Raw genomic sequence first — 25955 nt, forward strand, 5'->3', positions numbered from 1 at the left:
ACCGCTACGGCTTGAGCGTCAGCAACAGGTCGCGGTTTTTCTCGTAACGCGTCAGCGCCTCGCGCAGCACGCGTTTGAGCTCCGCATCGCCCTGGCCTGCGATCTGCGCGCGGTACTGATCGATGGTCGCCTGGTGCCAGGAAAGCTGCCCGATGATGAAATTCGCGTTGCTGCGCGCTTCGGTGTTGGCGGCGATCGAACCTGCGCGCTGCGGATTACCTTCCGGCAGGCGCCAACCCTTGCGTTTGGCGATCGCCTCGAGGCTGCGTGCGGTCGCATCGTTCGTCGCGCCGATCTGTTTCGCCGCCGCGCGCAGTGGCGCCGCCTCCAGGATTTCACTCGCGGTACGCGCCTCGGCAACGCCCTGCCGCGTGTTTTCCAGGGCAGCGGCGATAAACGCCGGATCATCGGTCGCCACCAGCGCCCGATCGAACAGAGGATCGGTCGGAGTGCCGTCGCGCTGTTGCCGCAGCCCGGCCGGATCCGGGTGACGGGGCAATGTGGTCTGCCCGACGGTCGCGCCGGCCAGCAGCATGGAAATCGTGAATGTGATCATCGGCGCTCCGTTGAACCGACAGACTTCCCGGTCGCAGGCGGGCACCGGCGATGCCGGCGCCGCCCACTTCCGTCTCTAACTAGTCTCGACGAAGCACGATCGCGGCGATGAGCGCCACGGCAGCCCCGGCGGCCGCACCGTAAGCGATCGACTTCCACGGATTCTCTTGCACGTACGTGTCCGTGGCCTTGGCCGCATCGTTGGCGGCGCCGCGCACCCGCGTGCCGGCATCGGCGAGACGGACCTTCGCCTGGCTGACGGTGCGCAAAACACGCGCGCGCACGGCATCCACCGCGGCTCCGCCCTCTTCGCCCAGCGTCTTCAGCAGTTCTTCTGCCTGCGCGACGATGCGGTTGAGCTCGATCACCGTGGTTTCGGAATTGCGCGTGCCGTTCTCATAGGCCTTTGATTGAATGCTCATCGAGTCTCCTCCTCAGGGGAATACGTTGTGGGGTGTGCCACCCTAAGGCTGATGGCCTTGCAGCCGTGTCAGCGCACACAGCACAGCGGCCCCTCATCCGCACCGGACGCGTGTAGGGATGCACCGACACGTCCATCGCGGTCGGTCACGTCTTACGACGTATGGGCGCATCTTCTGCGCGCGCCGCACTGGCGCGCGGGCGCAGCATTCAGTGCGACAACCGAATCGGACCAACGACTCGCCATTCGAACCCCCTTCTAGGAGATGACATGACAAAGACATACAGCAGCTGGACATTGGCAGTGGCGGCAGCGGTGGGCGTATGCGCGCTTGCCGGCTGCAATCAGCGTGAATCGGCCAACGAGACGGCGAAGGATGTGGCAGAGGCCCGCCAGGACGCCAACGAGAACGTCGCCGAAGAGACACGCGAGGCGGCGGATACGGCGACCGCAGGTGCGGAAGACCGCGCCGCGGCCGAGTACGACGTGGCGGTGGCGCAGGCCGATGGCCAGAAGAAGATCGCCACCGAGAAGTGCGAGACCCTGGGCAGCGATGCACAGAAGGCTTGCAAGGACCAGGCTGACGCGACCTACGAGTCGGCCAAGGCGCAGGCCCAGGCGACACTCGATGCCGCGAAGCGTTCCGGTTCGGCGTCGATTCAGCCGACGAACTGAAGTCTGGTGATGGAAGGAATGCGCACTCACGACGGGGTGATGCCCACCTGCGAGACCATTGCAAACGGTCGTGATTGCGTGGCAGACCGTCCGGCGGCAGCTAACTACTGCCGCCGGACGGGTTGTCCGGATAGAGGAGAATGAACATGATTGCGAGGAAACTGCGGTCGGTCGGCACGAGCCTCGTGGCGATCGGCATCGCGACGGCCGCGCCCGCCTGGGCCGTGAGCCTATCCACGGTCGGACCGGCGCAGCCGTTGCCCGACTCCGCCCTGAACAATGCCGCCTCCCTTTCAGGTGACAGCTGGAGCGCCGGAAGCGGCTCGCTGGTGCCGCTGATGGCGGTTGAAATGGAAGCCAACCACGCCGCCACGATCGATGCCCCGGCGGCCGAAGGCGGCGGTGCGCCGGCCGTGGGCAAACCCCTCGACGACATCGCGTTCGTCAGGGTCGCTACCGAAAACGGCCGCAAGGAAGTGACTTCGGCGCGCGAGGCGCTGCCGCAGTTGAAGGCTCCCGAACTCAAGCGCATCGCCGAGATGCTGGTCACCGACCACAACAATGCGAATGCCCGCCTGTCGCAGATCGCCGAGGCGAAGCAATGGCCTGTGCCGCCACCGTCCGCGCCCGCCGCCCCGCCATCGGGCAGCGCAAGCAGCGACTTCGATGCGAAATGGACCGCGGAGATGATCGCCGGGCATGAGCGCTCCGTTGCCCTCTACCGGGCACAGGCGGCCGGCGGCGAAGACAAGGATTTGCGCAAATACGCGCGCGACACCCTGCCGACCATCGAGCAGCACCTCGCCCAACTCAAAGGTCTGCAGAAATGACCACCACGGAGAAAAACATGGTAGCCATGCGAATCATCAAACTACTGGGCATTGCCGGCATCGCCATCCTGGCGGCTTCGTTCGTCGCCGCGCGCTCGCAGCGCAAGGCCGAAGAACAGCGCCGCCGTCTCAACGAGGATCTCGAGCGCGAGCGCTGGGAAAGCGAAGGCGGCGCGTCGCATACCGGGCCTGCGACGCAGAGCGCGGTGACCGCGCACTGAACCCGTTCGACGGCGGTCAACGCCCCAGCTGCAGGGCCGTGAGTATTGCCGGATCGTTGCGTATCAGTTTGTGGATGAGCTCAGCGTAAAACGCCGGCATCGCCTTCTGCATGGCGGGAATTCCACCCGTGAAGACATTGGTGTTGTCGAGGATCTTGGTGTCCTCCGCGCGATTGTTGGCCAGCAACTTGCCGTCGGGAGTCGTCACCGACACTTCCACGTCGTACCAGAAGCGGCTGGACACCGCACTGTCGAAGTTCCAGTCGTGAATACGCACCGACAATTGCGGCACAGCCGCGCCGGACGCTTCCACCATCCCGAGGCTCAGCAATTCCTGCCGCAAATCTCCCTTCATCTGCTCCGCCAGCGAGCGCTTCTGCTTGTTGAAGACGTCGATCGGATTGCCGTACCCACCCCTGACAATGCCGAGATAGAACGGAAACTTCCTGGCGTGTGTCACGTACGGCCGCAGGTCGGTGACGACGAGGTTGAACGGCCTGGACGCCAGGCCCGGCAGGTATTCGGGCGCGGGTGGTGAGTAGCCCAGCTCGAGGAATGGCCTGCAGCCGGCCAACAGCAGGGAGGCAAATAGCAGCAGCATCCTGGTGGGCATGACAGGCAGTCTGCCGCCAGGGGACGCTTTCTGACAATGCGGCCCGTCGGGCCCGCCACTTGTTAGAAGGACCTCACGCAGGAGGTCCTTCGGGCACCGGGGCACGCGCGGTGGGTGGCCCCCGTTCCATGATCGTGACGGTCGAACGGGGCTGCTGTATGTCGGCCTTGTCGAAGGCATGTTTGAGGCGCAGCAGGAACTCGCGCTTCACATTGGATTGCTCCAGCGCCTGCACCTTGATACGCGCCCGCAACGTGATGCCGCGCTCGGTCCAGGCCTCGATACCCGCGATATCCAGATCGTCGAGGATCTTCGGGCCGAACACCGAGTTCGCGCGCAGCGCGACGCCGGTGTCGCGCATGACGTCGATGACAGGCGCGATGTCCTGCTCCAGCGCAATCGTCACGTCCACCACCGCGTACGCGAACGTACGGCTCGAGCTCGTCACCACGCCGATCTCACCGTTCGGCACGTAGTGCACGTTGCCCTCGTAATCGCGCAGCTGCACGTAGCGCAGTGTGAGGTCTTCGACCAGGCCGCTCTTGCCGGCCACCTCCACGACGTCGCCCTGACGAATCTGGTTCTCCGCCAGCAGGAAGAAGCCACGGAAGAAATCCTTGACCAGCGATTGCGCGCCGAAGGCGATCGCGATGCCCGCGACACCGGCGGTGGCAAGGAACGGCAGGATCGAGATGCCGAGCGTGTTGAAGATTGCGAGCGTGGCGAGCGCGGAAATCAGGATGGTCGCGAGTTTGCGCAGCACGTTGCTGACCGTGGCGGCGCGTTTCTTCGCTTCCACGTCGTGCGCGTGCGTGGCCGTGAACTTCTCGAGACCGGCGATCAACCGGCGCGCGACGAACACCAGCAGGAACGAGATCGCCAGGATGGCCGCAATACGCGAGCCGGCCTGGATCCAATCCATCGCGTTGAACCATTGCACCACTTTTTCTTCGTGATCCATCGATCGCCCCGTGTCTGAAGTTCGAGCCCGCAAGTTAGCGTAAATCGCCGCGTCGATACATGCGGCGTGTTCCTACGAGCGGCTGCTGCGGACTCCGAAAGGCGACAGCGGCGAAAAGTTCCACGATAAGCACATGAATTCAGGGAAACGGCTGGTCTTCATCGTCTCCTGGCTGGGCGCCGGCATGGCGCTCGCAGCGACCGATGCGCAGGCGCCGCCCGCGCCGCGAGAGACGGGACTACGGACTGCTGGGGAATTGATCGATGCCGCGCGCGCGGTTCAGCTGCTCGACTGCCCTGCAGGAGAGTCAGCTCAACGCATCGAGCTACGATTCGAGCGGATTACCACCGACCCCGATGCGGACGAGCTGCGCCGGCTGCTGAGCCGTGGTGCACAAAGAACCGTTGAATTCGAATGGAACGCCGAGAGCGGCGAGCTGACTTTCCGCGCGCCTGTAGCTTTCACGCTCCCGGAGGATCACGGCGCTGCGGCTTCCCTTCTTGCGCAGGCGCGTTGCGAATCACGCTGATCTGGCCGTCACCTTCGAGATACGCCACCTTCACGTCGCTCATCTGCTCGATCCCCTGCTCGCGCAGTTTTTCACCGAGTTCTTCCATGGTGATGAACTCGCGGCGCAGGTTCTTGCGCTGCGGAATCCCGCGCCGAACGAGTGTGAGACGGCCCGGTGAGGCGAATCGACGCACGACCGTGAAGCGATACGACAACAGGTCGAGCAGCCAGTTCCAGCCGACGATGGTGAGCACGAGGATCGCGCCTTCGGCGAACGTGTCATAGCCACCGGCCATCGCGTTCTGCGCCGCGTCCGCCACGATCACCAGCAACAGGATGTCGGCGATGCCGACCGCGCCGACGTCGCGGCGCAGGATGAATCTGAAGATGAGGAACAGCAGCCAGTAGACCAGCGTGCCCCGCAACATCAACTCGGGGATCGAGACATGGATGCGGAACAGATCCGCGAGCACGCCCCGATCCCCTTTCCGATCAACGCACGCGATTGCGCGAGATGAGATTGACGATGGCGAGCAGGATCACGGCGCCCAGGAACGACACGAGCAAGCTGCCGATACTGATGACGCCGGAATTGATCGTCGGCGCGCCAAGCACCGGGCTCAACAACCAGCCGCCGAGCACGGCACCGACGATGCCCACCACGACGTTGAGGATGATCCCCTGACTACCATCGCGGCGCATCACGATGCTGGCGAGCCAGCCCACGACACCACCGATTACCAACCACAGAATGATTCCCATCGATATCTCCTTTTTAGTTCATGCCGGCGTTGCGATCGCGTTGGTACGCATGCAACTTGTTGTAAAGCGTCTTGAGGCTGCAACCGAGCACGTCGGCCGTGCGGCGCTTGTCGCCTTCGAAATGTCTGAGGGTCGCGAGGATGAAGGTCCGCTCGATCTGCTCCAGCGTCGCGCCGATGGGCATGTGAATGTTTTCCTTGTCCAAGGTGCCGCCGTCTTGCGGATCGGGCAGCGTCGGCATCTCCGCGTCGGTCAGGTTGAGCTCGCCGTCGCACAGGATGTACGCGCGCTCCACGGCGTTGCGCAATTCGCGCACGTTGCCGGGCCAGCGATGCGCGAGAAACCGCGCGCGCAGTTCCTCCGAAAGGCGCTTGTGCGTGCCGTTGCGAAGATTGAGCTCGGAGAGGAAAAAGTCCGCGAGCAGCAGGACGTCGTCGCCACGTTCGCGCAGCGGCGGCAAATGCACGGTCAACACCGCCAGCCGGTAGTAGATGTCTTCGCGCAGGCGGCCTTCCGCGATCGCCTGCGTGGCCGGGCGGTTCGTGGACGCCAGCACTCGGACGTCGATCGGCAGGTCCGCGGAGCCGCCCACCCGGCTCAGCCGTTTGGTCTCGAGCACGCGCAGCAGGCGCGATTGCAACTCCAGCGGCATTTCCGTGATCTCGTCGAGCAACAGGGTGCCACCGCTGGCGCGCTCGAACACTCCTTCGCGCGTGCGCATGGCGCCCGTGAAACTGCCGCGTTCGTGACCGAACAGCTCCGCTTCGATCAGCGTCGCCGGAATCGCGGCGCAGTTGATGGCCACCAGTGGTTTGGCCGCGCGCGGGCTCATGGCGTGGATGGACTCGGCGACCAGCTCCTTGCCGCAGCCGCTCTCGCCGCAGATAAGCACGGTCGAATCGGTCGGCGCGACGCGCCCGATCAGGTCGCGCACCTTCTGCAGTGCCTGAGAATTCCCGATCAGGCGCAGCGCGCTGTCATCGAGCACCGGTCCGAGGCTAACCACCGGAGAACGCTCGACGAGGCCACCACCGTAGTTGGCCGGCATGAATTGACCGCTGCCTTTCATCGCTGCGCAAGTTACGGCGCGCCGGCCGTGGCGCGGCCGGGAATCGCCTGGTCGCCGTTGGACACGACGATTTCAACGCGACGGTTGAGCTGACGACTGCCGGCGTTGGTGTTGCTGGCCTTGGGATATTCCTCGCCGTAACCCATCGCGCGCACGCGCTGCGCGTCGATGCCGCGCTGGATGATGGCCATGGCCACCGCATCGGCACGGCTCTGCGAGAGCTCCAGGTTGTAGTCGTTCGTTCCCTGGCTGTCCGTGAACCCCTCGACCTGCACCCGTCTCTCGGGATGGTCGTTCAGGAATGCGGCGATCTGGTCGAGCGAACGCTCCGCGCCCGGCTTGAGTTGCGAGCGCCCGGTGTCGAACAACACGTCCTGCAGGGTCAGCACGATCCCGCGCGAGGTCTGCGAAGCTTGCAGGTCCTCGAGTTGCGCGGCGAGCCGCTGCGATTCCGCCTGCGACTGGTTCAGCTGCGCCTGCGCATTCTGCGCTTCGTTGCGCGCCGCCTCGGCCTGCGACTGCGCGACGCGCGCCTGGGACAACGCGTTATCTGCTTCGTGCTCGCGCGCGGACAGCAGGATCTGCTGGCGCTCGCTTTCACCGGCCTTGATGCGCGCGGTCGCAACCTGTTCCTGCGCGCGTTGCGCCGCGATGCGCGCCATCTGGGTCGCCAGGTAAGCGTAGTGCGCGGCGTTCTTGTCGTTCGCGCCGTGCTCCTTCGCGGAGCCTTCCGCGTTGATCAACAGCTTGCGGGCGCGATCGAGTTCGGTCGCTGCGTACCTGGAGACATTCGGATCCGATTCGGCTTCCTGCACGGCAGCACGCGCCTGCTCCAGCGTCGCGTTGCTCGTGGGCGTGGTTTCACAACCGGCCATGCCTAACAGGGCGGAGGCGACTGCGATGGCAATGAGATTGCGTTTCATGGCGGCGTCTCCTTACTGCTGCGGCGGCGTGGCGCGTTGCGGCGTCGAGGCGCCGGCGCCCGCGTTGTCCCGGCGCAGCGTCTCGTTACGCAGATCGCGCAGCGAGTTGTCCATCTCGCCAACCAGCTGTTCCTGCTGCTTGGCGCGCGCGGTGGATTCGGCGAGCTGCGCATCGACGTCGGCCTGATCGGCCATACGGGCGGCGATGTCCGCTTCGTGCTTGTCGGTGGCGGCCTGCGCGGCGGCATACTTGTTGCGCGCGCTGGTGAGCTCCACCTGGGCGAACTGCGCGGCCTGGGCCTGTTCGGCGCGTTCGATCGAACTCTTCGCGACAGCGAGCTTTTCCACCGGCATGGGTGCGGTGGCGCAGGCGACGATGCCGAACGCGATCGCGCAGAAGAAGGCGTTACGAATTCCGTTCAAGGTGAACATGGCTACCCCCGTCCATTGATGTCGGTGGATGGCGCGTCCTCATCGAGCACCAGGTCCTGCGCGTCGAATTCTTCCACCGCGAGATTGCGCTCCCAGTTGCGCAGCTGACGCTCGGTTTCGTCTTTGGTGAGGCCATACACTTCCTGGATGCGGCCGGAGAGTTGATCGCGGCGCCCGGCGACCACGTCGAGATGGTCTTCGGTCAATTTGCCCCAGCGCTCCTGGATGCGTCCTTTCCACTGTGTCCAATTGCCGGAAATGCGGTCCCAGTTCATGACTGCCCTCGTTGTCATCCTGTTGCATCGAGTCTGGACGGCTGCCGTGCTGCGCGGCAGCGGCGGGCGCTGCAATGCTCGTGGGGATCGAGGCGTTCCACCGTCATCATTTGTCCGACAGCGGCGCGGCGGCAGCGCGTGTGCGGCCCCGCCTGCGCTCCTTCCTGGTTTGATAGAGCTCCATGAGCGGGGCGGCGGAGATTCCATGCACGACGATGCTCGCGGCGATCACCGTGAACACGCAGGACAAGAGCTGCACCGCCACGGGGTAGTCGATTTCATGGCTCACGACGTACGCGGCGTAGTAGACGGAGCCGATGCCGCGGATGCCGAACCAGCCTAACAAGCGACGCGGCGCCTGCTGGGCCGGCATGCCGAGCACGCCTACCCAGACCGACAGCGGACGGATGACGACGAACAGGATCGCGGCCAGCAACAAGCCGTCCCACGACCAGTAACCGGTCGAGATCATCGCGCCGACCAGCAGCACGATCGCCACCTCGACGATGCGTTCGAGCTGCTCGTTCACATTCAGCATGCTCGGAGTGAGCGGTGGTTTGTCGGTGGTGCGGCGCGAATCCGCATGAATGTCATCGGCGCGGCGCAGCGCCAGCGCCGCCGCGAACACCGCCAGGAACCCGAGGCAATGCGCGGCCAGTGCCGCGCCGTAGCTCACTGCGATCGTGCCCAGCAGCAGGAATTCGTCGAAGTGCACCAGGTCCTGGCGCCAGGCGCGCAGCGCACGCACCCCCATCGCCAGCAGGTGGCCGATCGCGAAGCCGATGCCGAGGCCACCCACCGTGCCCCAGACCAGGTCGATCGCGATCCAGCGCCAGCCGTGCGCGCCGAGGTCATGCAATCCCATGAGTCCGAGCCCGAGCAGCACGAAAGGAAATGCAGTGCCGTCGTTCAGACCGCCCTCACCGGTCAATCCGAAACGCAGTGCGTCGCGGTCGTGCGGACCGCGCAGCTGCACGTCGGATGCGAGCACCGGATCGGTGGGCGCCAGGGTCGCGCCGAGAACCAGCGCCAGGCCCCAGCCGAACCCCAGGAACCAGACGGCAATCGCCGCGATGCCGGCGATCGTGATCAGCATCGATACCGTGGCCAGCCGCAGCGGCAGGCTCCAGCGCCAGTCCCCGATGGGAACACGCAGCTTGATCCCGACCGTGAACAGCGCGATCAACAGCGCGATTTCGGTGATCGACTCCAGCAACACGAGTTCGCGCAGCGGATGCAGTTCCAGGGCGTCGAACATGGCGGGGCCGAGCGCAAACCCGACCAGCAGATAGATCATGGCCGGACTCACCGGCAGGCGATCGAGAAACCGCCCCAGCAGCGCGATCACGACCAGCAACACACCGACCAGCAGGAACCAGAAAGCATTCATCGACGTAGGCTGCGGTGATACGGCCGTCGCGGCCTTCGGACGGGTCCTACATCCGTGTCAGTGGTTGGCGCCTGTCGCCGTCCGCCGGCGCATGGAGGCGGCTTTGTCGCATGGCACGGCCGGCGAGCAGCGCCGTAGAGTGGTTGCGGAAGCCCACTCAAAGGAAACGCTCATGAACAAACTACTCGCCGCGGCCGTCGTCGCATTGATCCCGTTGGCTGCAGCGGCCGCTGAAGGAGACAAGACCCGGCCTGCCACTCCCGCCGGCCAGAGCGCATCGTTCGACTCGCTCGATGCGAACAAGGATGGCCGCATTTCGATGCCGGAGGCCTCGGCGGATCCCAGACTCGTCGAGAGCTTTTCAACCGCCGACAAGAACGGCGACGGTTATCTGGACAACGCCGAGTACGACGACTCTTTCCGGCAATCGCGCCAATAGAGACAGCCCATGCCCGCGCGGCCCGCCGAGCCGCGCGGGATTCTACGGGCGCGCGCGCTCCAGATATTTCTCCTCGGCCGCGGCGACGTCTTCGCGCCGCCACAGCGCCACGAGCGATTCGCTATCCACTCCGCGTGTCTCCGGTACGTAACGCATGACGACGAACGCCGCGAGCAGCCCGAAGCTGCCGTACAGCAGGAACGGAAAGCCGTGGTTCCACGCCGAGTTCAGCGTGTCGTTGCCGAGCAGCAGCGGAAAGGTCGCGGAAACCGCCAGGTTGGCTATCCACTGCGAAGCCACCGCGATCGACATGGCCTGCCCGCGGATCGGCGCCGGGTAGATCTCGGTCATCATGATCCACACGATGGGCCCGAACGAGATCGCGAAGCCCGCCAGGTAGATGCAGATCGCGGCCAGGCCGAACATGCCGGTGTTCTGCGCGTGGAACAACGCACCGAGTGTCAACATCGAGATGCCCATGATGAGGCCGCCGAAAATCAGCAGCGGTTTGCGCCCGACCTTGTCGACGATGAGCACCACGACCATGGTCGACATGAGGTTGATCACGCAGGCGACCAACGTGCCGAGGAATGCCTCATCCATGTGATAGCCCATCTTCGCGAAGATCACCGGACCGTAGTACAGCACGGTGTTGATGCCGATCACCTGCTGGAATACCGACAAGGCGACGCCCACCAGCACGACCCGCCAGCCGTACGTCAATAGCGGCGCCGGCTTCTCATCGGGATGCGACTCGGCGAGCTCGCTCAACATCGTGCGCACTTCATCGGCGTCGCCGGAGCGCGCCAGCTGTTTGCGGGCCTGAGCGATCCGCCCGGTCTTCACCAGCCAGCTCGGAGATTCCGGCACCGAGAAACTCAGGTAGAAAAATGCCAGCGCGGGAATCGCCAGCGCCAGCATCATCCAGCGCCAGCCGATCTCGAGCACCCATTGGTCGTCGCCCTGCAACGAGATGCCCCAGTTGACGAAGTACGCGATGGTCATGCCGCCCGTGATCGCGATCTGCTGATAGGCGCCGAGTTGCCCGCGCACGGCGCTCGGCGCGAACTCGCCCACGTAGGTAGGCGCGATCATCGATGCCAGGCCCACCGCGACGCCGCCAATCATGCGGTAGATGTTGAAAGCCCAGATGGCGTCCGGGCCCATCGTGCCCACCGGCGCCACGCCGATCTCCGGATACGCCGAGCCCACCGCCGACACGATGAACAACACGGCCGCGAGAATCATCGGGCGCTTGCGCCCTAACAAGGCGGAGGTCGGGCGCGCGATCAGCGCGCCCAGGATGGTGCCGAGCAGCGCGCTGCACACCGTCAGGCCCAGCAAGGCGTTGGCGGCGGTATTCGACAGTTGCCGCGGCGCGATGAAGTTGTGATCGATCGCGCCCACCGCACCCGCGATCACCGCGGTCGCGTATCCGAACAGCAGCGAACTCAGCGTCGCCACGAACGTGGTACCGGTAACTGCTTGAATGTGACTTGTGGAGACCTTGGCGAGTTTCATGCGCACGTCCGTCGAATCAGTAGTTGGAGGGCGGAGTGACATCGTTTTCGATGCAGCGGGTTGCCAGGTGCGAACAGTGCATGGCGGATCTCACGCCGCCGCCACGGAGGCGCCGTTCATGCCGGCGATGGGCAGGCGGATGAAGAACGTGGTGCCCTGACCAGTCTCCGTTTCGAAATGCAAGGTTCCGGCATGTTTGTCGACCACCACGCTGCGCGCGATGGCGAGGCCCTGCCCGGTACCCTTGCCGACTTCCTTCGTGGTGAAGAACGGATCGAAGATGCGCGGCCGCACTTCCACCGGGATCCCGTTGCCGGTGTCGGAGATGGCGATCTCGACCTGCTCGCCGAGCACGCGTGTGGTCACGCGGATCTTGCCCTTCGCAGCCGTGCCCTTGACGACGTCCGCGATCGCGTGCGACGCGTTGACGATCAGGTTGAGCACGACCTGGTTGATCTCGCCGGCGTAGCAGTTCACCGGCGGCAGCTCGCCGAAACCGGTTTCGAGTTCGGCGACATACTTGTATTCGTTGGTGGCGATGACGAGTGTGCTCGAGATCGCCTGGTTGATGTCGACCTGCGCCATCTCCTTGCGATCCGGATGCGCGAATTCCTTCATGGAGCGCACGATGGCGGCGACCCGGCCGAGGCCGTCGCGCGCGCGATCGAGCGCCACCGGCGCGTTCTCGAGAATGTAGTCGAGGTCGGCGTCGTCCTCGGCTTCTTCGGCGGCCTTCGCGGCGGCCGCGATGTTCGCATCGCCGTTGCTGTTCTGCGTGGCGGTGCGCAGCTCACGATATTTGTCGACGATCCCGGACAGGTCATCCATTGCCTCGCGCACGAAGTGCACGCTGTCGGACACGAACTGCACGGGTGTGTTGATCTCGTGCGCGACTCCGGCGGCGAGACGGCCGACGCTCTCGAGTTTCTGTGCCTGGGCGAGCTCGCTTTCGAGGCGGCGTTGATCGGTGACGTCGAGCATCATGCCGCGCAACACTTTGTGCTGGCCGGTGCTTTCGCTCTGCTCGCAACTGGCCACCCAGCGCAGGTCGATGCGTTTGTCGTCCTGCGTGAGGACGGTGGTTTCCAGCTCGAAGTTGCCGCTCTTGCTGTCGTCGATGCTCTGGCGCACCGGGCCGTTGCGATCGCGCGGCATGAGTTTGTCGAGGAAGCCGATCTGCTTCCAGATCTCCTCGCTGAACCCGAGGCGCTGCGGGCCCTGCGGGCCGATGTATTCGAAGTGCCCGTCCTCGACGTCGAGGGCGAACGGAATGGCGTGTGTGCCCTCGACCACCAGGCGATATTGTTCCCGGCCGCGTTCGAGCTCCCGGGTGCGCTCCGACACCAGCGTCTCCAGGCGCTGTTTCTCGGTGCGCTCCATCTGGCGGCGCTCTTCGAACATGCGCACCACCTCGGACATCATGACGCTGAAGGAATGCGCCAGCGCCAGCAGGATGGCGAACAGCAATACGACGGCCGTGGTCATCGCCGGAAACTGCGCCGCGCGGAACCGCGCGGAGGCGATGTGTTCGGTAGATAGGGCGAGATACAGATGCCCGGCGGCGCCCTCACCCACCGCGATGTCGTGCAGCGACAGCAATACCCGGTCGTCGGCGGCCGTGACCGCATCGCCGCCGACGAACGAACTCGGATAACGGCCATGCCCCGCGAGCCGGCGTCCGCCCGGCGCATACACCGCGACGCCATACACGTTGCGGTCGGTGACGAGCGGTTGAATGATTTCCTCGGCGAGACCGGCATCACCCGTCGCAACCGCGCCGTACAACTGCGCGGTGAGGTTCGAGCTGTACATGGTCGCCTTGGCGCGCGCGCTGGCCTCGAGCGAGGAACCGTCGAACGTCGCGTATCCCACGATGCCAGCGATCGCGCTCAGGATGAAAACCAGCGCGAGACTGCCCATGAGCTGGGCCTGCAGCGGCAGGTCAGTGGTAGCGTGTTCGGCCGTGAAATCCCGATTCGCGTCGTTCATGAAAGCTCCGTCCCATGGGCGGCGAGCGGGGTTGTTTGCCCGCTGGCCCGGGAGGTTTATCGGATCAAAAAGGGCTTCCCTTGAACGAAAAGGGTGCGAAGGGCCTCGAAGCGAGGCGCTGCGCGGCGGCAAGAAATTGCCGTTCAGCTCACCTGTGACGGATGTCTCACGAAAAGGGGGCAGCGGAAAAGGGGACATGCCTATTTAAAAAAGGGGACAGATCTATTTTTCGCCGTTTAGCAAGCCGTGTACATGACGCCCCGACGAAAAATAGATCTGTCCCCTTTTTTAAATAGGCATGTCCCCTTTTCCGCTTTTCGTCAGAGCTTGCGCAGCCAGATGTTGCGAAAGCGGACCAGGTGCGAGTGATCCTGCAGCCGGATGGGCATGTCGCCGTGCGGGGTATAGCCAGGCGCACCGATGTAGGTAGTGGCGCCCTTGAGCACCGAGTTGTTCTGCACCAGCACGCCGTTCAGCAGCACGGTGACACGCGCGGGCGACGTCAACGAGCCGTCCGCCGCGAACCGCGGCGCAGTCCAGATGATGTCGTAGGTCTGCCAGTGCTCCGCGGGCAACGCGGCGTTCACCAGGGGCGGGAACTGCTTGTAGATCGAACCGACCATGCCGTTCACGTAGGTCGGGTTCCTGAAGTTGTCGAGCACCTGCACTTCGTAGACGTCCTGCAGGAAGATGCCGCTGTTGCCGCGATCCTGGTTTACCTTGTCGGCCGGCAGCTCCGGATCCCACCACTCCACATGCAGCTGCACGTCGCCGAACGCGGCGCGGGTCTGGATGTCGCCGGTGCCCGGCGCCACGATCATCTCGCCATTGGTTACCGTCCACTTAGCGTCGCCGCCCTTCGCGCTCTTCCACGCGTCAATGTTCTTGCCGTCGAACAGCACGATCGCATCGGATGGCGGCGCACCGGAGGTCGTCGCTGGAGTTACCTTGGGAGGCACCGGGAACCAGATCTCCGTGAGTTTGGGTTCCGGCGGCAGATCGTCGGCATTCGTCAGCGGCCGGATCCGGATATTGCGATAGGCAATCTCCGCGCTCTCGGCCTGCAACGCGATCCTGCCGTGATCGACCTTCACCCAGCTGTTCGTGGCCGCGTCCCAGCCCTTCATGTCGCTGACACGCATGTTCACGAGTCCGTTGACGAGGTGGGTGGCGCGATCGCCGCGCACGATCACCTCGAGCGTGTTCCAGCCGGGATACTCATTGGTGCGCGAATGAAAGGTGCGCTGGAACTCGCCGTTCCTGCCGACGGTGACGGGCACTCCGCCGTTCTCCGGCAGGGCATAGAAGCGCGTCTTCGGATCGACGAAGCTCGACAGCTGCGAGGACACGGCCCACGAATCGCCGGTGTCGCCTTCCTGGATCTGCGCCTCGAAGCCCGCCGGCCAGTTGGCGGGGATTTCGCGGTGGACGTTGTAGAGCAGCCCCGCGTCGCGCACCTGTTCGAGGCGGGGCGGAAATTTCTTCTCGCCCCATTGGTATTCGAGGCTCAGCCGGTAGTTCTGGTAGTCAGCGACCGTCTCGAGGTACGCGTTCGGCTGCGGCGTGCCGGCGGCCTGCGTGGGATAAGTGCGGATCTCGCCGTTCGCCACGGCAAACAAGGTAGCGGGTGGCGGCGCATCGGCGGCGGTTCTGGATGCGTAGTGCACCGTCCACCCCTTGAGATCCTTGCCGTTGAAGAGGGGTTTCCAGGCTGGAGTTGCGTCAGCGGCGAAGGCCGCGCCGGCAAACAAACACAAGGCCGCACTGGCAGCCACGGACATCCTGTTCATTCGCATCCCCCAGCCACGAAAAGATGGCGCGGCAGTGTAGCAAATCGAAATCGCGGCGCTTTACCCGCCGCGCGCGATCCAGCGCGCCGCCTTCTCCGCGATCATCAATGTCGGACTGTTGGTATTGCCGCTGGTGACGGTGGGCATGACGCTCGCGTCGACGACGCGCAAGCCGGCGACACCGCGCACGCACAGGTGGCTATCCACCACCGCCGCCGCATCTTCGGCTGCGCCCATGCGGGCGGTGCCGACCGGATGGAAGATCGTGTTGGCAATGTGGCCGGCCTCCCGCACCAGTTCCTCGTCGCTCTGGTATTGCGGTCCCGGCAGGTGCTCGACCGGCGAGTATTTCGCAAGCGCGGGCTGCGCCACGATGCGGCGCGTCAGCCGCAGCGAATCCGCCACGACGCGCCGGTCTTCGGCGGTGGCTAGATAGTTAGGAGCGATGCGCGGCGCGTCGTGGATGCGCGGGCTGCGGATCTGCACCGTGCCGCGGCTGGTCGGATTGAGGTTGCAGACACTCGCCGTGAACGCGGGGAACGAATCCGGCGGTTCGTCGTAGGCGCGCAGGCTCAAAGGCTGCACGTGGTATTGAAGATTCGCATGCAGCCGCGCGGGATCGCTGCGGATGAATGCACCGAGCTGCGATGGCGCCATGCTCGCGGGGCCGGTGCGCCGCAGCGCGTACTCCAGTGCGATGCCCGCGCGGCCCCAGAAACTGGCCGCAACCGCGTTGAGGGTGCGGACGCCGGTCACCTTGAACACCGGACGGATCTGCAGGTGATCCTGCAAGTTCGCGCCGACGCCCGGCAGTTCGTGGACAACCTCGAGGCCCTGATCGCGCAGCACTGCGGCGGGGCCGATGCCCGAAAGCTGCAGGATCTGCGGCGTGCCGATCGAACCCGCGCAGAGGATCACCTCGCGCGCCGCGGAAACCCGCACCCGCTCGTTTCCGCGCAGCAACACCGCTCCCGCGCAGCGCAGCCGGCCGCTGGCGTCCCGCGCCAGGACCAGGGATTCGGTGAGCGAGCCGGTCCACACCGTGAGATTGGCCCGCGAGCGCGCCGGCCGCAGGAACGCCTTCGCGGAGCTCACGCGCCAGCCATCGCGCTGATTCACGTCGAAATAGCTGACCCCGGCGTTGTCGCCGCGATTGAAATCCTCGATACGTGCATACCCGGCCTCGGCCGCGGCGGCGGCAAAGGCATCGAGGATGTCCCAGCGCAGCCGTTGTTTGCTGACGCGCCACTCACCCAGCGAATTGTGATGCTCGTCGTCACCGCGGTAGTGAGACTCGTGCGCGCGGAAATCCGGCAGCGAACGGGCCCAGCTCCATTCGTCGTCGCCGGTGACACCCGCCCAGTGATCGTAGTCGCGCGCCTGGCCGCGCATGTAGATCATGCCGTTGATGCTCGAGCTGCCGCCGAGCACCTTGCCGCGCGGATACAGCAGGTCGCGGCCGTTGAGGCCGGGTTCCTTTTCCGTGCGGTAACACCAGTCGGTGCGCGGGTTGCCGATGCAACGCAGGTAACCGACGGGGATGTGGATCCAGTGGTAGTTGTCGTGGCCGCCGGCTTCGACCAGCAACACGCGGCGGGTGGGATCTGCGCTGAGGCGATTCGCGAGCAGGCATCCGGCAGTGCCGGCGCCGATGATCACGAAGTCGAATGCCGGATCGGCCATGACCCGCCGTTGTTATTTGGTGGGTCGGGTGGGGCTCGAACCCACGACTAACGCCTTAAAAGGGCGCTGCTCTACCAGCTGAGCTACCGACCCGGATTTTTGGGGCGCGCAGTTTACCCGATTTGAGGACCAACTTGGGCATAGCGCGTGGGGTCGGAAATTCCTGCCGCGACAAAGCCTTCGCGGCGCAGCCGGCAGGAGTCGCAGCGGCCGCACGCGCGGCCACTCGCATCGGCCTGGTAGCAGGAAACCGTGAGCGCGTAGTCGACACCCAAACCCGCGCCCACCCGGATGATCTGCGCCTTGCTCAGATCGATGAGCGGCGCGCGAATCCTGAGGCTTCCGCCCTCCACGCCCGCTTTTGTCGCGAGGCCGGCGAGCGCCTCGAACGCCGCGACGAACTCGGGGCGGCAATCCGGATAACCCGAATAGTCCACGGCATTCACACCGATGTGGATCTCGGAAGCCTTCAGGACCTCGGCCCAGGCGAGCGCCAGCGACAACATGATGGTATTGCGCGCCGGCACGTAGGTGACGGGAATTCCGGGCGCGCTGGTGGTCGGTACGTCGATGGATTTGTCGGTGAGCGCGGAGCCACCGATCCGCGCAAGGTCGACGTGCATGATGCGGTGTTCGCGTGCGCCTGACGCATGCGCGATTCGCGCGGCCGCGTTGAGTTCGGCCTGATGCCGCTGGCCGTACGACACCGACAAGGCGTAACACTCGAGCCCGGCGGCGCGCGCCATCGCCAGCACGGTGGCGGAATCGAGTCCGCCTGACAACAACACGACTGCACGCGTGATCATCCGCAGACCGCCCGGTAATTACGAGAATTGCACCCCGGCACCGCTACTTCCCTGGCACGTTGCCCCACAGGACTTTGTGGAGCTGGAGTTGAAAGCGTACGGGGAGGCGGTCTTCGAGGATCCAGTCTGCGAGCTGGCGGGCGGGCAGCTGTTCGGCGCTGGGTGAAAACAGCACGGTGCAGCGCTCGGGGAGTTTGAGCGCGCTCAGCCGCTCGCGACTCCATTCGTAGTCGGCGCGATCGCAGATCACGAACTTGATCTGTTCCTCGCCGCGCAGCAGCGACAGCTCCTCGTAACGATTGCGTTTTTCTTCGCCCGATCCGGGGGTCTTGATATCCACGACGCGGTTCACGCGGGGGTCCACGCCGCCGAGCGGCATGGCGCCGCTGGTTTCGAGCGAGACGTGGTAGTTGGCGTCGCAGAGCCGCGTGAGCAGCGGCAGGCAGTTCTTCTGCGCCAGCGGCTCGCCGCCGGTCACGCACACGTAACGCGGCGTGAAGCTGGCGACACGCGCCAGGATTTCATCGATCGTCATCCACTCCCCGCCGTGAAACGCATAGGCCGTATCGCAGAACTGGCAACGCAGCGGGCAGCCCGTGAGCCGCACGAACACCGTGGGAAAACCCACGGTGTCGGCTTCGCCTTGCAGCGAATGGAAAATTTCAGTGATCTTCAGCCGTGCCGGATCATTTTCCATTCGACATGCGTTTCAGCCGCTCGGCGGCCAGCGTCGCGGCTTCGGTTCCCGGGTAACGCTTCTGCACGTTTTCGAGCGTGTCGCGCGCCTCGGCCGTCTTGCCGAGCGCGGCCTGGGTGAAGCCGATCTTGACCAGAGCGTCCGGCGCCTTGCGCGAATCCGGCCAATCCGCGATCACGCGCTGGAATGCGCCGATCGCATTCGGGTACTCGCGGTTGACGTAGTACGCCTCGCCTAACCAGTACTGCGCGTTGCTGGCGAGCGGGCTCGCCGGATAGGTGCTGACAAAGTTCTTGAACCCTGCGATGGCGCGCTGGTAGTCGGAACCTTTCAGCGCGTTGAACGCGGCGTCGTAACTCGCCTGCTCGCCGCCGCCCGCGGAGACACCACCCGGAGGCGGCACCACCGGCGTGGCGGAACCGGCGTTCGAACCGGCGACGCCGCCCAGTGTTTCGAGCGCGGCGATGCGTTTCTCGAGGTCGCCGTACAACGTGCGCGTTTGCGTCTTGCCGCCCTCGCTCTGGTTCTGCAGCACCTCGACTTCACCGCGCATGGCGCGCAGCTCGGCCTGCAGCGCGTCGATGCGTTGCGCCATCTCGATCAGGCTCTGGTTGGTCACCACGCGCTCGATGCGCTGCACGCGCGCGTCGAGATCGTTCATGCGGATGTACACCGGATCTTCTTCCGGCGACACCGCGCAACCGATGAGCGTATACGACCCCGCCGCCACGGCGCACAGGGCCAGCAGTCGCTGTCTCATGACGAACCTCGATGCAGTCCGGGTGATCACGTCACTTCCCGGGAATCACTTCAGATAGACGATTTCGACGCGGCGGTTCGCGGCATAGGCCTGCTCGGTGCTGCCCACCTCGGCCGGACGCTCCTCGCCGTAGCTCACGGTCGCGAGCTGCACTTCAGCGACCCCTTGCAGCAACAGCGCACGGCGCACCGACTGGGCGCGTCGCTCACCGAGGCCGATGTTGTACTCACGCGAGCCACGCTCGTCGGCATGGCCTTCGAGCCGCACCTTCTGGCTGGGATTCTTCGACAGATAGGCCGCGTGCGCCGCGACCACCGACTGCGAATCCGCGCGGATATCGGCACGATCGAGATCGAAGTACACGATGCGCTTCGACAGCAGCTCACCGCTGGGGCCCTGCGATTCGGTGCTGTCCGTGGTGGCGCCGGAATTGTCGACACCGCTGGTGTCGGCGGTGGACTGCGGTGGCGGCGCGGGCTGTTCGACCGGCTTGGCCGGGCAACCGGCGAGAAACGCGGCCGTGGCGAGAACGAATACTGTCGAGACGAAATTTTTCATTGCTACCTACTCCTTGAAACTCACGGAAGAAACGGCCCCCACACCGGTTCACGTACTTCACCCGCGTCGGCATTGAGCCGCAGCGAGGTTTGACCATCGATCGAAATCGTTTGCAGCACGCCCTGCCCGCGTTCGCGGCCGGCGAGGATCACCATGTCGCCGTTGGGGGCGAAGCTCGGTGACTCATCCTGGCGGCCCTTCGACAACACGCCGAGCGAACCGCTGGCCACGTCCTGGATGGCGATGCGATAGGCACCGTCATCGAGCGTCAGCACGGCCAGCTTCTTGCCGTCGGGCGAGATGCGCGGCCGCGCATTGTACGCGCCCGTGAAGGTGACGCGGCGTGGCCGCTCGCTGCTGCCGAGCGTCAGCTTGTAGACCTGCGGATTGCCCGAGCGGTCGGAGGTGAAATAAAGTCCGGTGCCGTCCGGCGTGAACACCGCTTCGGTGTCGATGGACGGATCGTCGGTCAGCCGCGTCAACCCCTGCGTGCCGAGATCGAGTAGATAGATATCGAGGTTGCCGTTGGTGCCGGACAAGGTGAGCGCCAGCTTCTTGCCGTCGGGCGACCACGCCGGTGAGCCGTTGATGCCGGCGCGCGCCGATACCATGCGCCGCTGGCCGGTGCGTACCTGCTGCACGTACACGGCGGACACGCGCCGTTCGAACGACACGTATGCGAGCCAGTCGCCGTCCGTGGACCAGGCCGGCGACATGATGGGCCGGTCCGACTGCAGGATCATGCGCGGGCCTTCGCCGTCCGCATCCGCGACGATCAGCTGGTAACGCTGCGCCGGCGCGCGCCCGTCGACCGATACGTACGCGATGCGCGTGGCGAACGCGCCGCGCACGCCGGTGACTTTCTCGTAGATGGCATCGGCGACGCGATGCGCGCCGTTGCGCAGGTTGGCGGCCTTCACGGTCCATTTCTGCCCGAGCACGCGCTGGCCGGTGAGCACGTTGACCAGCTCCACGTCGATGGCAATGTCGCCGTTGCCGACCGCAGTGAGGCGGCCGACCGCGACGTAATCGTTGCGCTGCTGCTTGAAGGCCGCGACGTCGACGTCGGCCGACGTGGTGGGCATCGACAACAGGTCCGCGCGCGGCATGCCCTTGAAGCGGCCGCTGCTTTCGAGATCGCGCTGGACGATGGCTGCGACATCGATGCCGCCATCGGCGGGCACCGCGCGCGCGAACGGCACGACCGCGATCGGAATCGGATCGGTCACGCCCTGCGTGATTGTGAGCTTGAGCTGGGCAAAGGCCGGGCTCGCCGCGCCGAGCGCGGCCAGTGCGAGGAAGGTCGCGAGTTTTTTCATGCGGTTACTCATTCGGCGCGAATGTTAGCTCCAAAATGCGTTCGAACGGCACACCCGGAGGCGGCGTCGGCAGTGGTGAGGCGTTATACACCGCGCGTTCTACCGACTCGCGCAGCGCATCGTCGCCACCGGTGCAACCATTCACGTGAACCGAGGTGACTTCACCACCCGGGACCTGGCTGACCGACACACTACACTGGACGCCGGCCCGTGCCGAGGGCGGACGAATCCACGCCCGGGTGATGCGCGCGACGATCGCGGCATGCCAGCGGTTGGCCTCGTCGCTGTTGCTCGCGGCATTGGCGCGCTCCTCGGCCTCCATACTGCGGCGCAATTCAGCCTCTTGCGCCAGCCGCGCCTTTTCGTCGGCGGCTTTCTTGGCGGCCGCGGCATCGTCGGCCCGCTTCTTCTCGGCGGCCTTCTTGTCAGCGGCCGCCTTCAAAGCCGCGGCTTTCGTGGCGGCCTGCTTCTCGACCTCGAGGCGCTCCGCTACTTCGCGTTCTTTCAATTCCTGCGCCTGCCGCTGCTGTTCCTGCTTCACCTGCTCGCGTTTCTGCTGCTCGGCTTTTTCCTGCTCGAGCTTTTCGGCGGCGCGGCGCTCTTCTTCCTGCTTGCGTTCGATCTCGGCCGGATCCGGCTTGGGCGGGCCCTGCTCTTCCACCGGCACGGGTTCGGGTTCCGGCACCGGCTCGGGCGGCGGCGGTTCGGGCGCGGGTGTCGTCGAGGCGCCCTTCAATGTGCGCTCGTCGACTACCGTGGCTTCGATGGCCAATACCGTCTCGGGCGGCCGGTGTTTCCACGTGAACCAGCTGTAGACGGCGGCGGCGACGATGCCGGCGTGCAGCAGTACCGACAGCGCGATCGCGCGCCAGCTGCCGGTGGTGACGGACTTTGAACGGGGCGGCATCGCGCTCAGCGGGCTCGCTTCTTGTCCGGCGCTTCGGTGACGAAGCCGACCTTGTCCGCGCCCGCGCGCTGCAGGATGGTCATCGCCCCAACTACTTCTCCGTAGGCCACTCGATAGTCCCCGCGCACCAGCACCACGGTTTCTGGCGCACGGCGCAACACCGCGGCCGCCTGCGCTTCGACCACGGCCGCGGTCAGCGGTTCAGTCTCGGGCTTGTGGTAATTGAGGAAGAGACGCCCGGCTTCATCGATGCTGAGGATGATGGGTTTGACGTCCTTCATCATCTCCGGCGGGATCGGCTTCGCACCGGCCTTGGGCAATTGCACCTTGATGCCTTCGGCCAGCAGCGGCGCGGTGATCATGAAGATGATGAGCAGAACCAGCATCACGTCGATGTAGGGCACCACGTTGATCTCGCCCATCAGGCGCCGCTTGCGGCGCGAATTGTGTTGCTGGGCCATGGGTCAGACTCCGCGTCCGGCATACCGCTGCAGGATGGTCGAGAACTCTTCCATGAACGCGTCGTAGCGCAGCTCGAGGCGGCTCAGCTTGTCGGCAAAGCGGTTGTAGGCGATCACCGCGGGGATGGCGGCGAACAACCCGATCGCCGTGGCGATCAACGCCTCGGCGATGCCGGGAGCCACCATCTGCAGCGTGGCCTGCTGCACGCCGCCGAGCGCGACGAAGGAATTGAGGATGCCCCAGACCGTGCCGAACAGGCCGACATACGGACTGGTGGAGCCCACCGTCGCGAGCGTGGCGAGGCTTTCCTCGAGACGTTCGATCTCCTTGAGCTGGCCGACGCGCATCGCGCGGCGCGCGCCCTCTAACAACTGGTCCGACGGAATATTGCCCTGCTTGAGGCGCGCGAATTCGCGGAAGCCGAATTCGAAGATGCTCGACATGCCGGTGGCGCCGCCGCGCGTCTCGATCTGCCGGTACAGGGCGGTGAGATCGCCGCCCTTCCAGAAGCTCGCCTCGAAGGACTCGGCTTCATCGCTGGCCCGCGACAGCAACGCGCGCTTGCGGAAAATGATGGTCCACGACATGAGCGAGGCCAGCAGCAACAGGCCCATGACCACCTGCACCACCGGGCTCGCTTGCAGCACCAGCCTGACTATCGACAGTTCATTGTCCATCGAACACCTTCAAAACCATGTTTAGGAAGCCGGCCGCACGAAATCGGGCAACGGCCGCGGCCGGAATGTCTTCGCATCGACGCAGGCGACGCGTACTTCGCCCTCGGCCAGCAGCGTGGCGTCGGCGCGCGTGACCGTCTGCGTGAAGCGGATCGACGCGCGGCCTTCGGGCACCGGTACACAACTGACCAGCAGCTCATCATCGAGTCGCGCCGGCCGCCGATAGTTCACTTTGACCTCGACGACCGCGAATACGAACCCCTGGGTTTCGGCCAGTTCCATCTGCGAATGACCCAGCGAGCGCAGCCATTCGGTGCGCGCGCGTTCCATGAATTTGAGGTAGTTAGCGTAGTAGACCACCCCACCGCCGTCGGTATCTTCCCAGTAGACGCGCGTGCGCCAGGAGAATTCGCTCATCGCCGCGTTATCATCGTTCGGCCTCGAACAGCGGCATCGTGCCGAGTACCCGTTCGGGCACTTTCAGACCGAAATGCAGATAGGCATGACGCGTGGCCATACGGCCGCGCGCCGTACGCATCAGAAAACCCTGCTGGATCAGGAAGGGCTCGATCACGTCTTCGAGCGTGCCGCGTTCCTCGCCCACCGCCGCGGCCAGACTCTCGATACCCACCGGTCCGCCATCGAACTTCTCGATGATGGTCGACAGCAGCTTGCGATCGAGCGCGTCGAATCCTTGCGGATCGACCTCGAGCAGGTCGAGCGCCGCGCGCGCCACGGTTTCGTCGATGCGGCCATCCGCCTTGACCTCGGCGTAGTCGCGCACGCGGCGCAGCAGCCGGTTCGCGATGCGCGGCGTGCCGCGCGAACGCGTCGCGATACGCGCGGCGCCTTCCGCATCGATGGGCACACCGAGGATGCTGGCCGAGCGCGTGACGATCTTCTCGAGCTCCCCCACGGTATAGAACTCCAGGCGCTGCACGATACCGAACCGGTCGCGCAGCGGGGATGTCAGTAACCCCGCACGGGTGGTCGCACCTATCAAGGTGAACGGCGCCAGCGTCAGTTTGATCGAGCGCGCCGCGGGGCCTTCGCCGATCATGATGTCGAGCTGGAAATCTTCCATCGCCGGGTACAACACTTCTTCGACCACGGGCGAGAGACGATGGATCTCGTCGATGAACAACACGTCGCGCGGCTGCAGGTTGGTCAACAACGCCGCGAGGTCGCCCGGCCGTTCGAGCACCGGTCCGGAAGTCTGGCGCAGGTTTACGCCAAGCTCGCTTGCAAGAATGTTCGCGAGCGTGGTCTTGCCGAGACCCGGCGGCCCGAAGATCAGCGCGTGATCGAGCGCCTCGCCGCGATTCACGGCGGCCTTCACGAAGATCTCGAGCTGCGCCTTGACGTGCTCCTGGCCGACATAGTCGGCGAGCCGTTTCGGGCGAATGGCGCGATCGACGGCCTCTTCTTCCTTGGAGGCGACGGCTTCGACGATGCGATCGGTGCCGGTTTTTTCCGGGGCACTCATTGCGGACGCACCGCACCCTGCAACGCACGACGGATCAGGTCTTCAGTGGAACCGCCCTGCCCCGCGAATGGTTTCAACATGTGCGTGACCTCGGCCGGTTTGTAGCCGAGCGCGACCAGCGCGCTCCAGGCCTCGCCCTCCACGCCCGTGCCGCCGGGCATCGTCGCCGCGCTGGCCGCCACGGCCTCGAGCCGGTCGCGCATTTCCATGAGCACGCGTTCGGCGGTCTTGCGGCCGACGCCGGGAATTTTCGTCAGCGACGCCGTGTCCTGCAATTTCACCAAGGTCGCGAATCCATCCACGCTCACGCCCGAGAGGATCGCCAGCGCGAGCTTCGGCCCCACCTGCGACACCTTGAGCAGGCTGCGAAACAGCGCGCGCTCTTCCTGCGAGCCAAAGCCGTAGAGGATGTGGGCGTCTTCGCGCACCACGAGATGCGTGAGCAGGCGCACTTCGCTGCCGACCGCGGGCAGCGTGTAGAACGTGGACATGGGCGCTTCGAGGTCGTAGCCGACACCGCCCACGTCCACCGTGAGATGCGGCGGGGCTTTCACGGCCAATTTTCCGCGCACGAATCCGATCACGCGATCATCTCGAGACGGCGGGTATTGGCGTGGCAGATCGCCACTGCGAGCGCATCGGCGGCATCCGCCGCGAGCTTCATCTCGATCGACAGCAGTCGCCTGACCATGTGCGCCACCTGCGCCTTCTCGGCGCCGCCGACACCGACCACGGCTAGTTTGATGGCACGCGGCGCATATTCGTGCACGCCGAGCGCCACAGGAATGGCGGCGAGCGCGGCGCCGCGCGCCTGGCCCAGCTTCAGCGCGCTGTCTGCATTCTTGGAAAGGAACACGCGTTCGACCGCGATCTCCTGCGGGCGATGTTCGGCGATCAACGCCGCAACCTGCGCGTGGATGATGCGCAACCGATCGGCCAGCGGCCCGCCAGCGGTGGCGATGCAGCCCTGCGCGACCAGCACCGCGGTGCCGCGGTCGCAATCGATGATGCCGAAGCCGGTTCGCAGGCTGCCCGGATCGAGCCCGAGAATGCGCTTGCGGCCCGCCGCCAACATGCGCGCGACGACCGGCGCCGCCGACTTTTCTTCCGGTCGGAATGCGCGCCAGGACGATCTCATCGGGTATCGCGCCATTGCTGTCTTAAATGCCTGCGCCCGTTGGAAAAAACTGCGCGTATCATAGCCGCAAATGCGCCGCTCCTCAC

32 protein-coding genes and 1 tRNA gene are annotated in these 25955 nt (G+C 65.2%); 5 read left to right on the top strand and 28 right to left on the bottom strand.

Annotation, left to right across the window (positions count from 1 at the left end; translation table 11 throughout):
• Nucleotides 1-4 precede the first annotated feature (4 nt).
• Nucleotides 5-556, bottom strand: a complete 552-nt coding sequence (locus WDO72_00805) for a DUF4142 domain-containing protein (protein ID MEJ0084196.1) — start codon at nt 554-556, stop codon at nt 5-7.
• Nucleotides 557-635: 79 nt separating this feature from the next.
• Entirely contained in the window at nt 636-977 is a 342-nt protein-coding gene (locus WDO72_00810) for a DUF883 family protein (protein MEJ0084197.1), read from the bottom strand.
• A 269-nt stretch (nt 978-1246) separates the two neighbouring features.
• On the opposite strand from WDO72_00810, the gene WDO72_00815 reads away from it, so the two are divergent.
• The 3 genes from WDO72_00815 (at nt 1247) to WDO72_00825 (ending at nt 2702) form a co-directional block, all read left to right on the top strand.
• Nucleotides 1247-1651, top strand: a complete 405-nt coding sequence (locus WDO72_00815; GenBank protein MEJ0084198.1) for a hypothetical protein — start codon at nt 1247-1249, stop codon at nt 1649-1651.
• Between the two features lie 140 nt (nt 1652-1791).
• Nucleotides 1792-2481: a DUF4142 domain-containing protein gene (locus WDO72_00820; protein MEJ0084199.1), complete on the top strand. Its 690-nt coding sequence runs from the start codon at nt 1792-1794 to the stop codon at nt 2479-2481.
• A gap of 17 nt (nt 2482-2498) precedes the next feature.
• A complete protein-coding gene (locus WDO72_00825; GenBank protein MEJ0084200.1) occupies nt 2499-2702 on the top strand; it encodes a hypothetical protein in 204 nt (67 codons plus the stop codon).
• Between the two features lie 16 nt (nt 2703-2718).
• On the opposite strand, the gene WDO72_00830 is transcribed toward WDO72_00825, so the two are convergent.
• Together WDO72_00830 and WDO72_00835 are read right to left on the bottom strand one after the other, a co-directional pair.
• Nucleotides 2719-3315, bottom strand: coding sequence for a hypothetical protein (locus WDO72_00830; GenBank protein MEJ0084201.1), 597 nt, complete (start codon nt 3313-3315; stop codon nt 2719-2721).
• 73 nt (nt 3316-3388) lie between these two features.
• Nucleotides 3389-4276 (bottom strand): mechanosensitive ion channel family protein, encoded by an 888-nt coding sequence (locus WDO72_00835; protein MEJ0084202.1) that lies wholly within the window; start codon nt 4274-4276, stop codon nt 3389-3391.
• 133 nt (nt 4277-4409) lie between these two features.
• On the opposite strand from WDO72_00835, the gene WDO72_00840 reads away from it, so the two are divergent.
• On the top strand, nt 4410-4805 hold the full coding sequence (locus WDO72_00840; protein MEJ0084203.1) for a hypothetical protein: 396 nt from the start codon (nt 4410-4412) through the stop codon (nt 4803-4805).
• Here the strand turns inward: WDO72_00840 and WDO72_00845 are convergent.
• From WDO72_00845 to WDO72_00875, 7 genes are all read right to left on the bottom strand, one after another.
• Nucleotides 4738-5259 carry a YetF domain-containing protein gene (locus WDO72_00845; protein MEJ0084204.1) on the bottom strand — a complete coding sequence of 174 codons (522 nt, stop codon included), beginning with the start codon at nt 5257-5259 and terminating at the stop codon, nt 4738-4740. The two genes, WDO72_00840 and WDO72_00845, sit on opposite strands and share 68 nt — an antisense overlap.
• Nucleotides 5260-5278: 19 nt before the next feature.
• Nucleotides 5279-5548, bottom strand: a complete 270-nt coding sequence (locus WDO72_00850; GenBank protein MEJ0084205.1) for a GlsB/YeaQ/YmgE family stress response membrane protein — start codon at nt 5546-5548, stop codon at nt 5279-5281.
• A gap of 13 nt (nt 5549-5561) precedes the next feature.
• Nucleotides 5562-6617 (bottom strand): sigma-54 dependent transcriptional regulator, encoded by a 1056-nt coding sequence (locus WDO72_00855; GenBank protein ID MEJ0084206.1) that lies wholly within the window; start codon nt 6615-6617, stop codon nt 5562-5564.
• An 11-nt stretch (nt 6618-6628) separates the two neighbouring features.
• Nucleotides 6629-7540 carry an OmpA family protein gene (locus WDO72_00860; GenBank protein ID MEJ0084207.1) on the bottom strand — a complete coding sequence of 304 codons (912 nt, stop codon included), beginning with the start codon at nt 7538-7540 and terminating at the stop codon, nt 6629-6631.
• 12 nt (nt 7541-7552) lie between these two features.
• Nucleotides 7553-7972 (bottom strand): DUF4398 domain-containing protein, encoded by a 420-nt coding sequence (locus WDO72_00865; protein MEJ0084208.1) that lies wholly within the window; start codon nt 7970-7972, stop codon nt 7553-7555.
• 2 nt (nt 7973-7974) lie between these two features.
• The gene (locus WDO72_00870; protein MEJ0084209.1) at nt 7975-8247 is read right to left on the bottom strand and encodes a CsbD family protein; all 273 of its coding nucleotides are present in this window, start codon (nt 8245-8247) and stop codon (nt 7975-7977) included.
• Between the two features lie 106 nt (nt 8248-8353).
• Nucleotides 8354-9637 carry a cation:proton antiporter gene (locus tag WDO72_00875; protein MEJ0084210.1) on the bottom strand — a complete coding sequence of 428 codons (1284 nt, stop codon included), beginning with the start codon at nt 9635-9637 and terminating at the stop codon, nt 8354-8356.
• Nucleotides 9638-9809: 172 nt separating this feature from the next.
• On the opposite strand from WDO72_00875, the gene WDO72_00880 reads away from it, so the two are divergent.
• A complete protein-coding gene (locus tag WDO72_00880) occupies nt 9810-10076 on the top strand; it encodes a hypothetical protein (GenBank protein ID MEJ0084211.1) in 267 nt (88 codons plus the stop codon).
• Between the two features lie 42 nt (nt 10077-10118).
• On the opposite strand, the gene WDO72_00885 is transcribed toward WDO72_00880, so the two are convergent.
• The 17 genes from WDO72_00885 to ruvC all read right to left on the bottom strand — a co-directional run bounded on the left by WDO72_00885 (nt 10119) and on the right by ruvC (nt 25869).
• Nucleotides 10119-11639, bottom strand: coding sequence for a sugar porter family MFS transporter (locus WDO72_00885; GenBank protein MEJ0084212.1), 1521 nt, complete (start codon nt 11637-11639; stop codon nt 10119-10121).
• Nucleotides 11640-11687: 48 nt separating this feature from the next.
• Nucleotides 11688-13586, bottom strand: coding sequence for an ATP-binding protein (locus WDO72_00890; GenBank protein MEJ0084213.1), 1899 nt, complete (start codon nt 13584-13586; stop codon nt 11688-11690).
• Between the two features lie 320 nt (nt 13587-13906).
• Entirely contained in the window at nt 13907-15376 is a 1470-nt protein-coding gene (locus WDO72_00895; protein ID MEJ0084214.1) for a DUF1080 domain-containing protein, read from the bottom strand.
• A 60-nt stretch (nt 15377-15436) separates the two neighbouring features.
• Nucleotides 15437-17059, bottom strand: coding sequence for a GMC family oxidoreductase N-terminal domain-containing protein (locus tag WDO72_00900; GenBank protein ID MEJ0084215.1), 1623 nt, complete (start codon nt 17057-17059; stop codon nt 15437-15439).
• Nucleotides 17060-17076: 17 nt separating this feature from the next.
• A tRNA-Lys gene (locus WDO72_00905) sits at nt 17077-17152 on the bottom strand.
• A 20-nt stretch (nt 17153-17172) separates the two neighbouring features.
• Nucleotides 17173-17865, bottom strand: coding sequence for a 7-cyano-7-deazaguanine synthase QueC (queC, locus tag WDO72_00910; GenBank protein MEJ0084216.1), 693 nt, complete (start codon nt 17863-17865; stop codon nt 17173-17175).
• Between the two features lie 43 nt (nt 17866-17908).
• Nucleotides 17909-18562, bottom strand: a complete 654-nt coding sequence (queE, locus tag WDO72_00915; protein ID MEJ0084217.1) for a 7-carboxy-7-deazaguanine synthase QueE — start codon at nt 18560-18562, stop codon at nt 17909-17911.
• Nucleotides 18552-19322 (bottom strand): tol-pal system protein YbgF, encoded by a 771-nt coding sequence (gene ybgF, locus WDO72_00920; protein MEJ0084218.1) that lies wholly within the window; start codon nt 19320-19322, stop codon nt 18552-18554. Before ybgF ends, queE begins: the two co-directional genes overlap by 11 nt.
• A gap of 45 nt (nt 19323-19367) precedes the next feature.
• Entirely contained in the window at nt 19368-19880 is a 513-nt protein-coding gene (gene pal, locus WDO72_00925) for a peptidoglycan-associated lipoprotein Pal (GenBank protein MEJ0084219.1), read from the bottom strand.
• A gap of 20 nt (nt 19881-19900) precedes the next feature.
• A complete protein-coding gene (gene tolB / locus WDO72_00930; GenBank protein MEJ0084220.1) occupies nt 19901-21199 on the bottom strand; it encodes a Tol-Pal system beta propeller repeat protein TolB in 1299 nt (432 codons plus the stop codon).
• Between the two features lie 4 nt (nt 21200-21203).
• Nucleotides 21204-22106: a cell envelope integrity protein TolA gene (tolA, locus tag WDO72_00935; GenBank protein ID MEJ0084221.1), complete on the bottom strand. Its 903-nt coding sequence runs from the start codon at nt 22104-22106 to the stop codon at nt 21204-21206.
• A gap of 5 nt (nt 22107-22111) precedes the next feature.
• Nucleotides 22112-22567, bottom strand: a complete 456-nt coding sequence (tolR, locus tag WDO72_00940; GenBank protein MEJ0084222.1) for a protein TolR — start codon at nt 22565-22567, stop codon at nt 22112-22114.
• A gap of 3 nt (nt 22568-22570) precedes the next feature.
• Nucleotides 22571-23245 (bottom strand): protein TolQ, encoded by a 675-nt coding sequence (gene tolQ / locus WDO72_00945; GenBank protein MEJ0084223.1) that lies wholly within the window; start codon nt 23243-23245, stop codon nt 22571-22573.
• Nucleotides 23246-23266: 21 nt separating this feature from the next.
• The gene (gene ybgC / locus WDO72_00950) at nt 23267-23662 is read right to left on the bottom strand and encodes a tol-pal system-associated acyl-CoA thioesterase (protein ID MEJ0084224.1); all 396 of its coding nucleotides are present in this window, start codon (nt 23660-23662) and stop codon (nt 23267-23269) included.
• Between the two features lie 10 nt (nt 23663-23672).
• Complete coding sequence (gene ruvB / locus WDO72_00955; GenBank protein MEJ0084225.1) at nt 23673-24731, bottom strand: Holliday junction branch migration DNA helicase RuvB; 1059 nt, start codon at nt 24729-24731, stop codon at nt 23673-23675.
• On the bottom strand, nt 24728-25315 hold the full coding sequence (gene ruvA / locus WDO72_00960; GenBank protein MEJ0084226.1) for a Holliday junction branch migration protein RuvA: 588 nt from the start codon (nt 25313-25315) through the stop codon (nt 24728-24730). Before ruvA ends, ruvB begins: the two co-directional genes overlap by 4 nt.
• Nucleotides 25312-25869 (bottom strand): crossover junction endodeoxyribonuclease RuvC, encoded by a 558-nt coding sequence (ruvC, locus tag WDO72_00965; GenBank protein MEJ0084227.1) that lies wholly within the window; start codon nt 25867-25869, stop codon nt 25312-25314. The genes ruvA and ruvC overlap by 4 nt, the downstream gene beginning before the upstream one ends.
• Nucleotides 25870-25955 lie beyond the last annotated feature (86 nt).

The organism is Pseudomonadota bacterium, assembly GCA_037200975.1.
In the GTDB taxonomy this organism is placed as follows: domain Bacteria; phylum Pseudomonadota; class Gammaproteobacteria; order Steroidobacterales; family Steroidobacteraceae; genus CADEED01.

Coding starts and splice junctions, on each gene's coding strand:
- queC (MEJ0084216.1), bottom strand. CDS start 17,865: ATGATCACGCGTGCAGTCGTGTTGTTGTCAGGCGGACTCGATTCCGCC.
- WDO72_00890 (MEJ0084213.1), bottom strand. CDS start 13,586: ATGAACGACGCGAATCGGGATTTCACGGCCGAACACGCTACCACTGAC.
- tolR (MEJ0084222.1), bottom strand. CDS start 22,567: ATGGCCCAGCAACACAATTCGCGCCGCAAGCGGCGCCTGATGGGCGAG.
- WDO72_00825 (MEJ0084200.1), top strand. CDS start 2,499: ATGGTAGCCATGCGAATCATCAAACTACTGGGCATTGCCGGCATCGCC.
- WDO72_00870 (MEJ0084209.1), bottom strand. CDS start 8,247: ATGAACTGGGACCGCATTTCCGGCAATTGGACACAGTGGAAAGGACGC.
- tolA (MEJ0084221.1), bottom strand. CDS start 22,106: ATGCCGCCCCGTTCAAAGTCCGTCACCACCGGCAGCTGGCGCGCGATC.
- WDO72_00820 (MEJ0084199.1), top strand. CDS start 1,792: ATGAACATGATTGCGAGGAAACTGCGGTCGGTCGGCACGAGCCTCGTG.
- tolQ (MEJ0084223.1), bottom strand. CDS start 23,245: ATGGACAATGAACTGTCGATAGTCAGGCTGGTGCTGCAAGCGAGCCCG.
- WDO72_00880 (MEJ0084211.1), top strand. CDS start 9,810: ATGAACAAACTACTCGCCGCGGCCGTCGTCGCATTGATCCCGTTGGCT.
- WDO72_00885 (MEJ0084212.1), bottom strand. CDS start 11,639: ATGTCACTCCGCCCTCCAACTACTGATTCGACGGACGTGCGCATGAAA.
- tolB (MEJ0084220.1), bottom strand. CDS start 21,199: ATGAAAAAACTCGCGACCTTCCTCGCACTGGCCGCGCTCGGCGCGGCG.
- WDO72_00875 (MEJ0084210.1), bottom strand. CDS start 9,637: ATGAATGCTTTCTGGTTCCTGCTGGTCGGTGTGTTGCTGGTCGTGATC.
- ybgC (MEJ0084224.1), bottom strand. CDS start 23,662: ATGAGCGAATTCTCCTGGCGCACGCGCGTCTACTGGGAAGATACCGAC.
- WDO72_00830 (MEJ0084201.1), bottom strand. CDS start 3,315: ATGCCCACCAGGATGCTGCTGCTATTTGCCTCCCTGCTGTTGGCCGGC.
- WDO72_00805 (MEJ0084196.1), bottom strand. CDS start 556: ATGATCACATTCACGATTTCCATGCTGCTGGCCGGCGCGACCGTCGGG.
- WDO72_00850 (MEJ0084205.1), bottom strand. CDS start 5,548: ATGGGAATCATTCTGTGGTTGGTAATCGGTGGTGTCGTGGGCTGGCTC.
- pal (MEJ0084219.1), bottom strand. CDS start 19,880: ATGAAAAATTTCGTCTCGACAGTATTCGTTCTCGCCACGGCCGCGTTT.
- ybgF (MEJ0084218.1), bottom strand. CDS start 19,322: ATGAGACAGCGACTGCTGGCCCTGTGCGCCGTGGCGGCGGGGTCGTAT.
- WDO72_00840 (MEJ0084203.1), top strand. CDS start 4,410: ATGAATTCAGGGAAACGGCTGGTCTTCATCGTCTCCTGGCTGGGCGCC.
- WDO72_00900 (MEJ0084215.1), bottom strand. CDS start 17,059: ATGGCCGATCCGGCATTCGACTTCGTGATCATCGGCGCCGGCACTGCC.
- queE (MEJ0084217.1), bottom strand. CDS start 18,562: ATGGAAAATGATCCGGCACGGCTGAAGATCACTGAAATTTTCCATTCG.
- WDO72_00865 (MEJ0084208.1), bottom strand. CDS start 7,972: ATGTTCACCTTGAACGGAATTCGTAACGCCTTCTTCTGCGCGATCGCG.
- ruvC (MEJ0084227.1), bottom strand. CDS start 25,869: ATGAGATCGTCCTGGCGCGCATTCCGACCGGAAGAAAAGTCGGCGGCG.
- WDO72_00860 (MEJ0084207.1), bottom strand. CDS start 7,540: ATGAAACGCAATCTCATTGCCATCGCAGTCGCCTCCGCCCTGTTAGGC.
- WDO72_00835 (MEJ0084202.1), bottom strand. CDS start 4,276: ATGGATCACGAAGAAAAAGTGGTGCAATGGTTCAACGCGATGGATTGG.
- WDO72_00855 (MEJ0084206.1), bottom strand. CDS start 6,617: ATGAAAGGCAGCGGTCAATTCATGCCGGCCAACTACGGTGGTGGCCTC.
- WDO72_00895 (MEJ0084214.1), bottom strand. CDS start 15,376: ATGAACAGGATGTCCGTGGCTGCCAGTGCGGCCTTGTGTTTGTTTGCC.
- WDO72_00810 (MEJ0084197.1), bottom strand. CDS start 977: ATGAGCATTCAATCAAAGGCCTATGAGAACGGCACGCGCAATTCCGAA.
- ruvB (MEJ0084225.1), bottom strand. CDS start 24,731: ATGAGTGCCCCGGAAAAAACCGGCACCGATCGCATCGTCGAAGCCGTC.
- WDO72_00815 (MEJ0084198.1), top strand. CDS start 1,247: ATGACAAAGACATACAGCAGCTGGACATTGGCAGTGGCGGCAGCGGTG.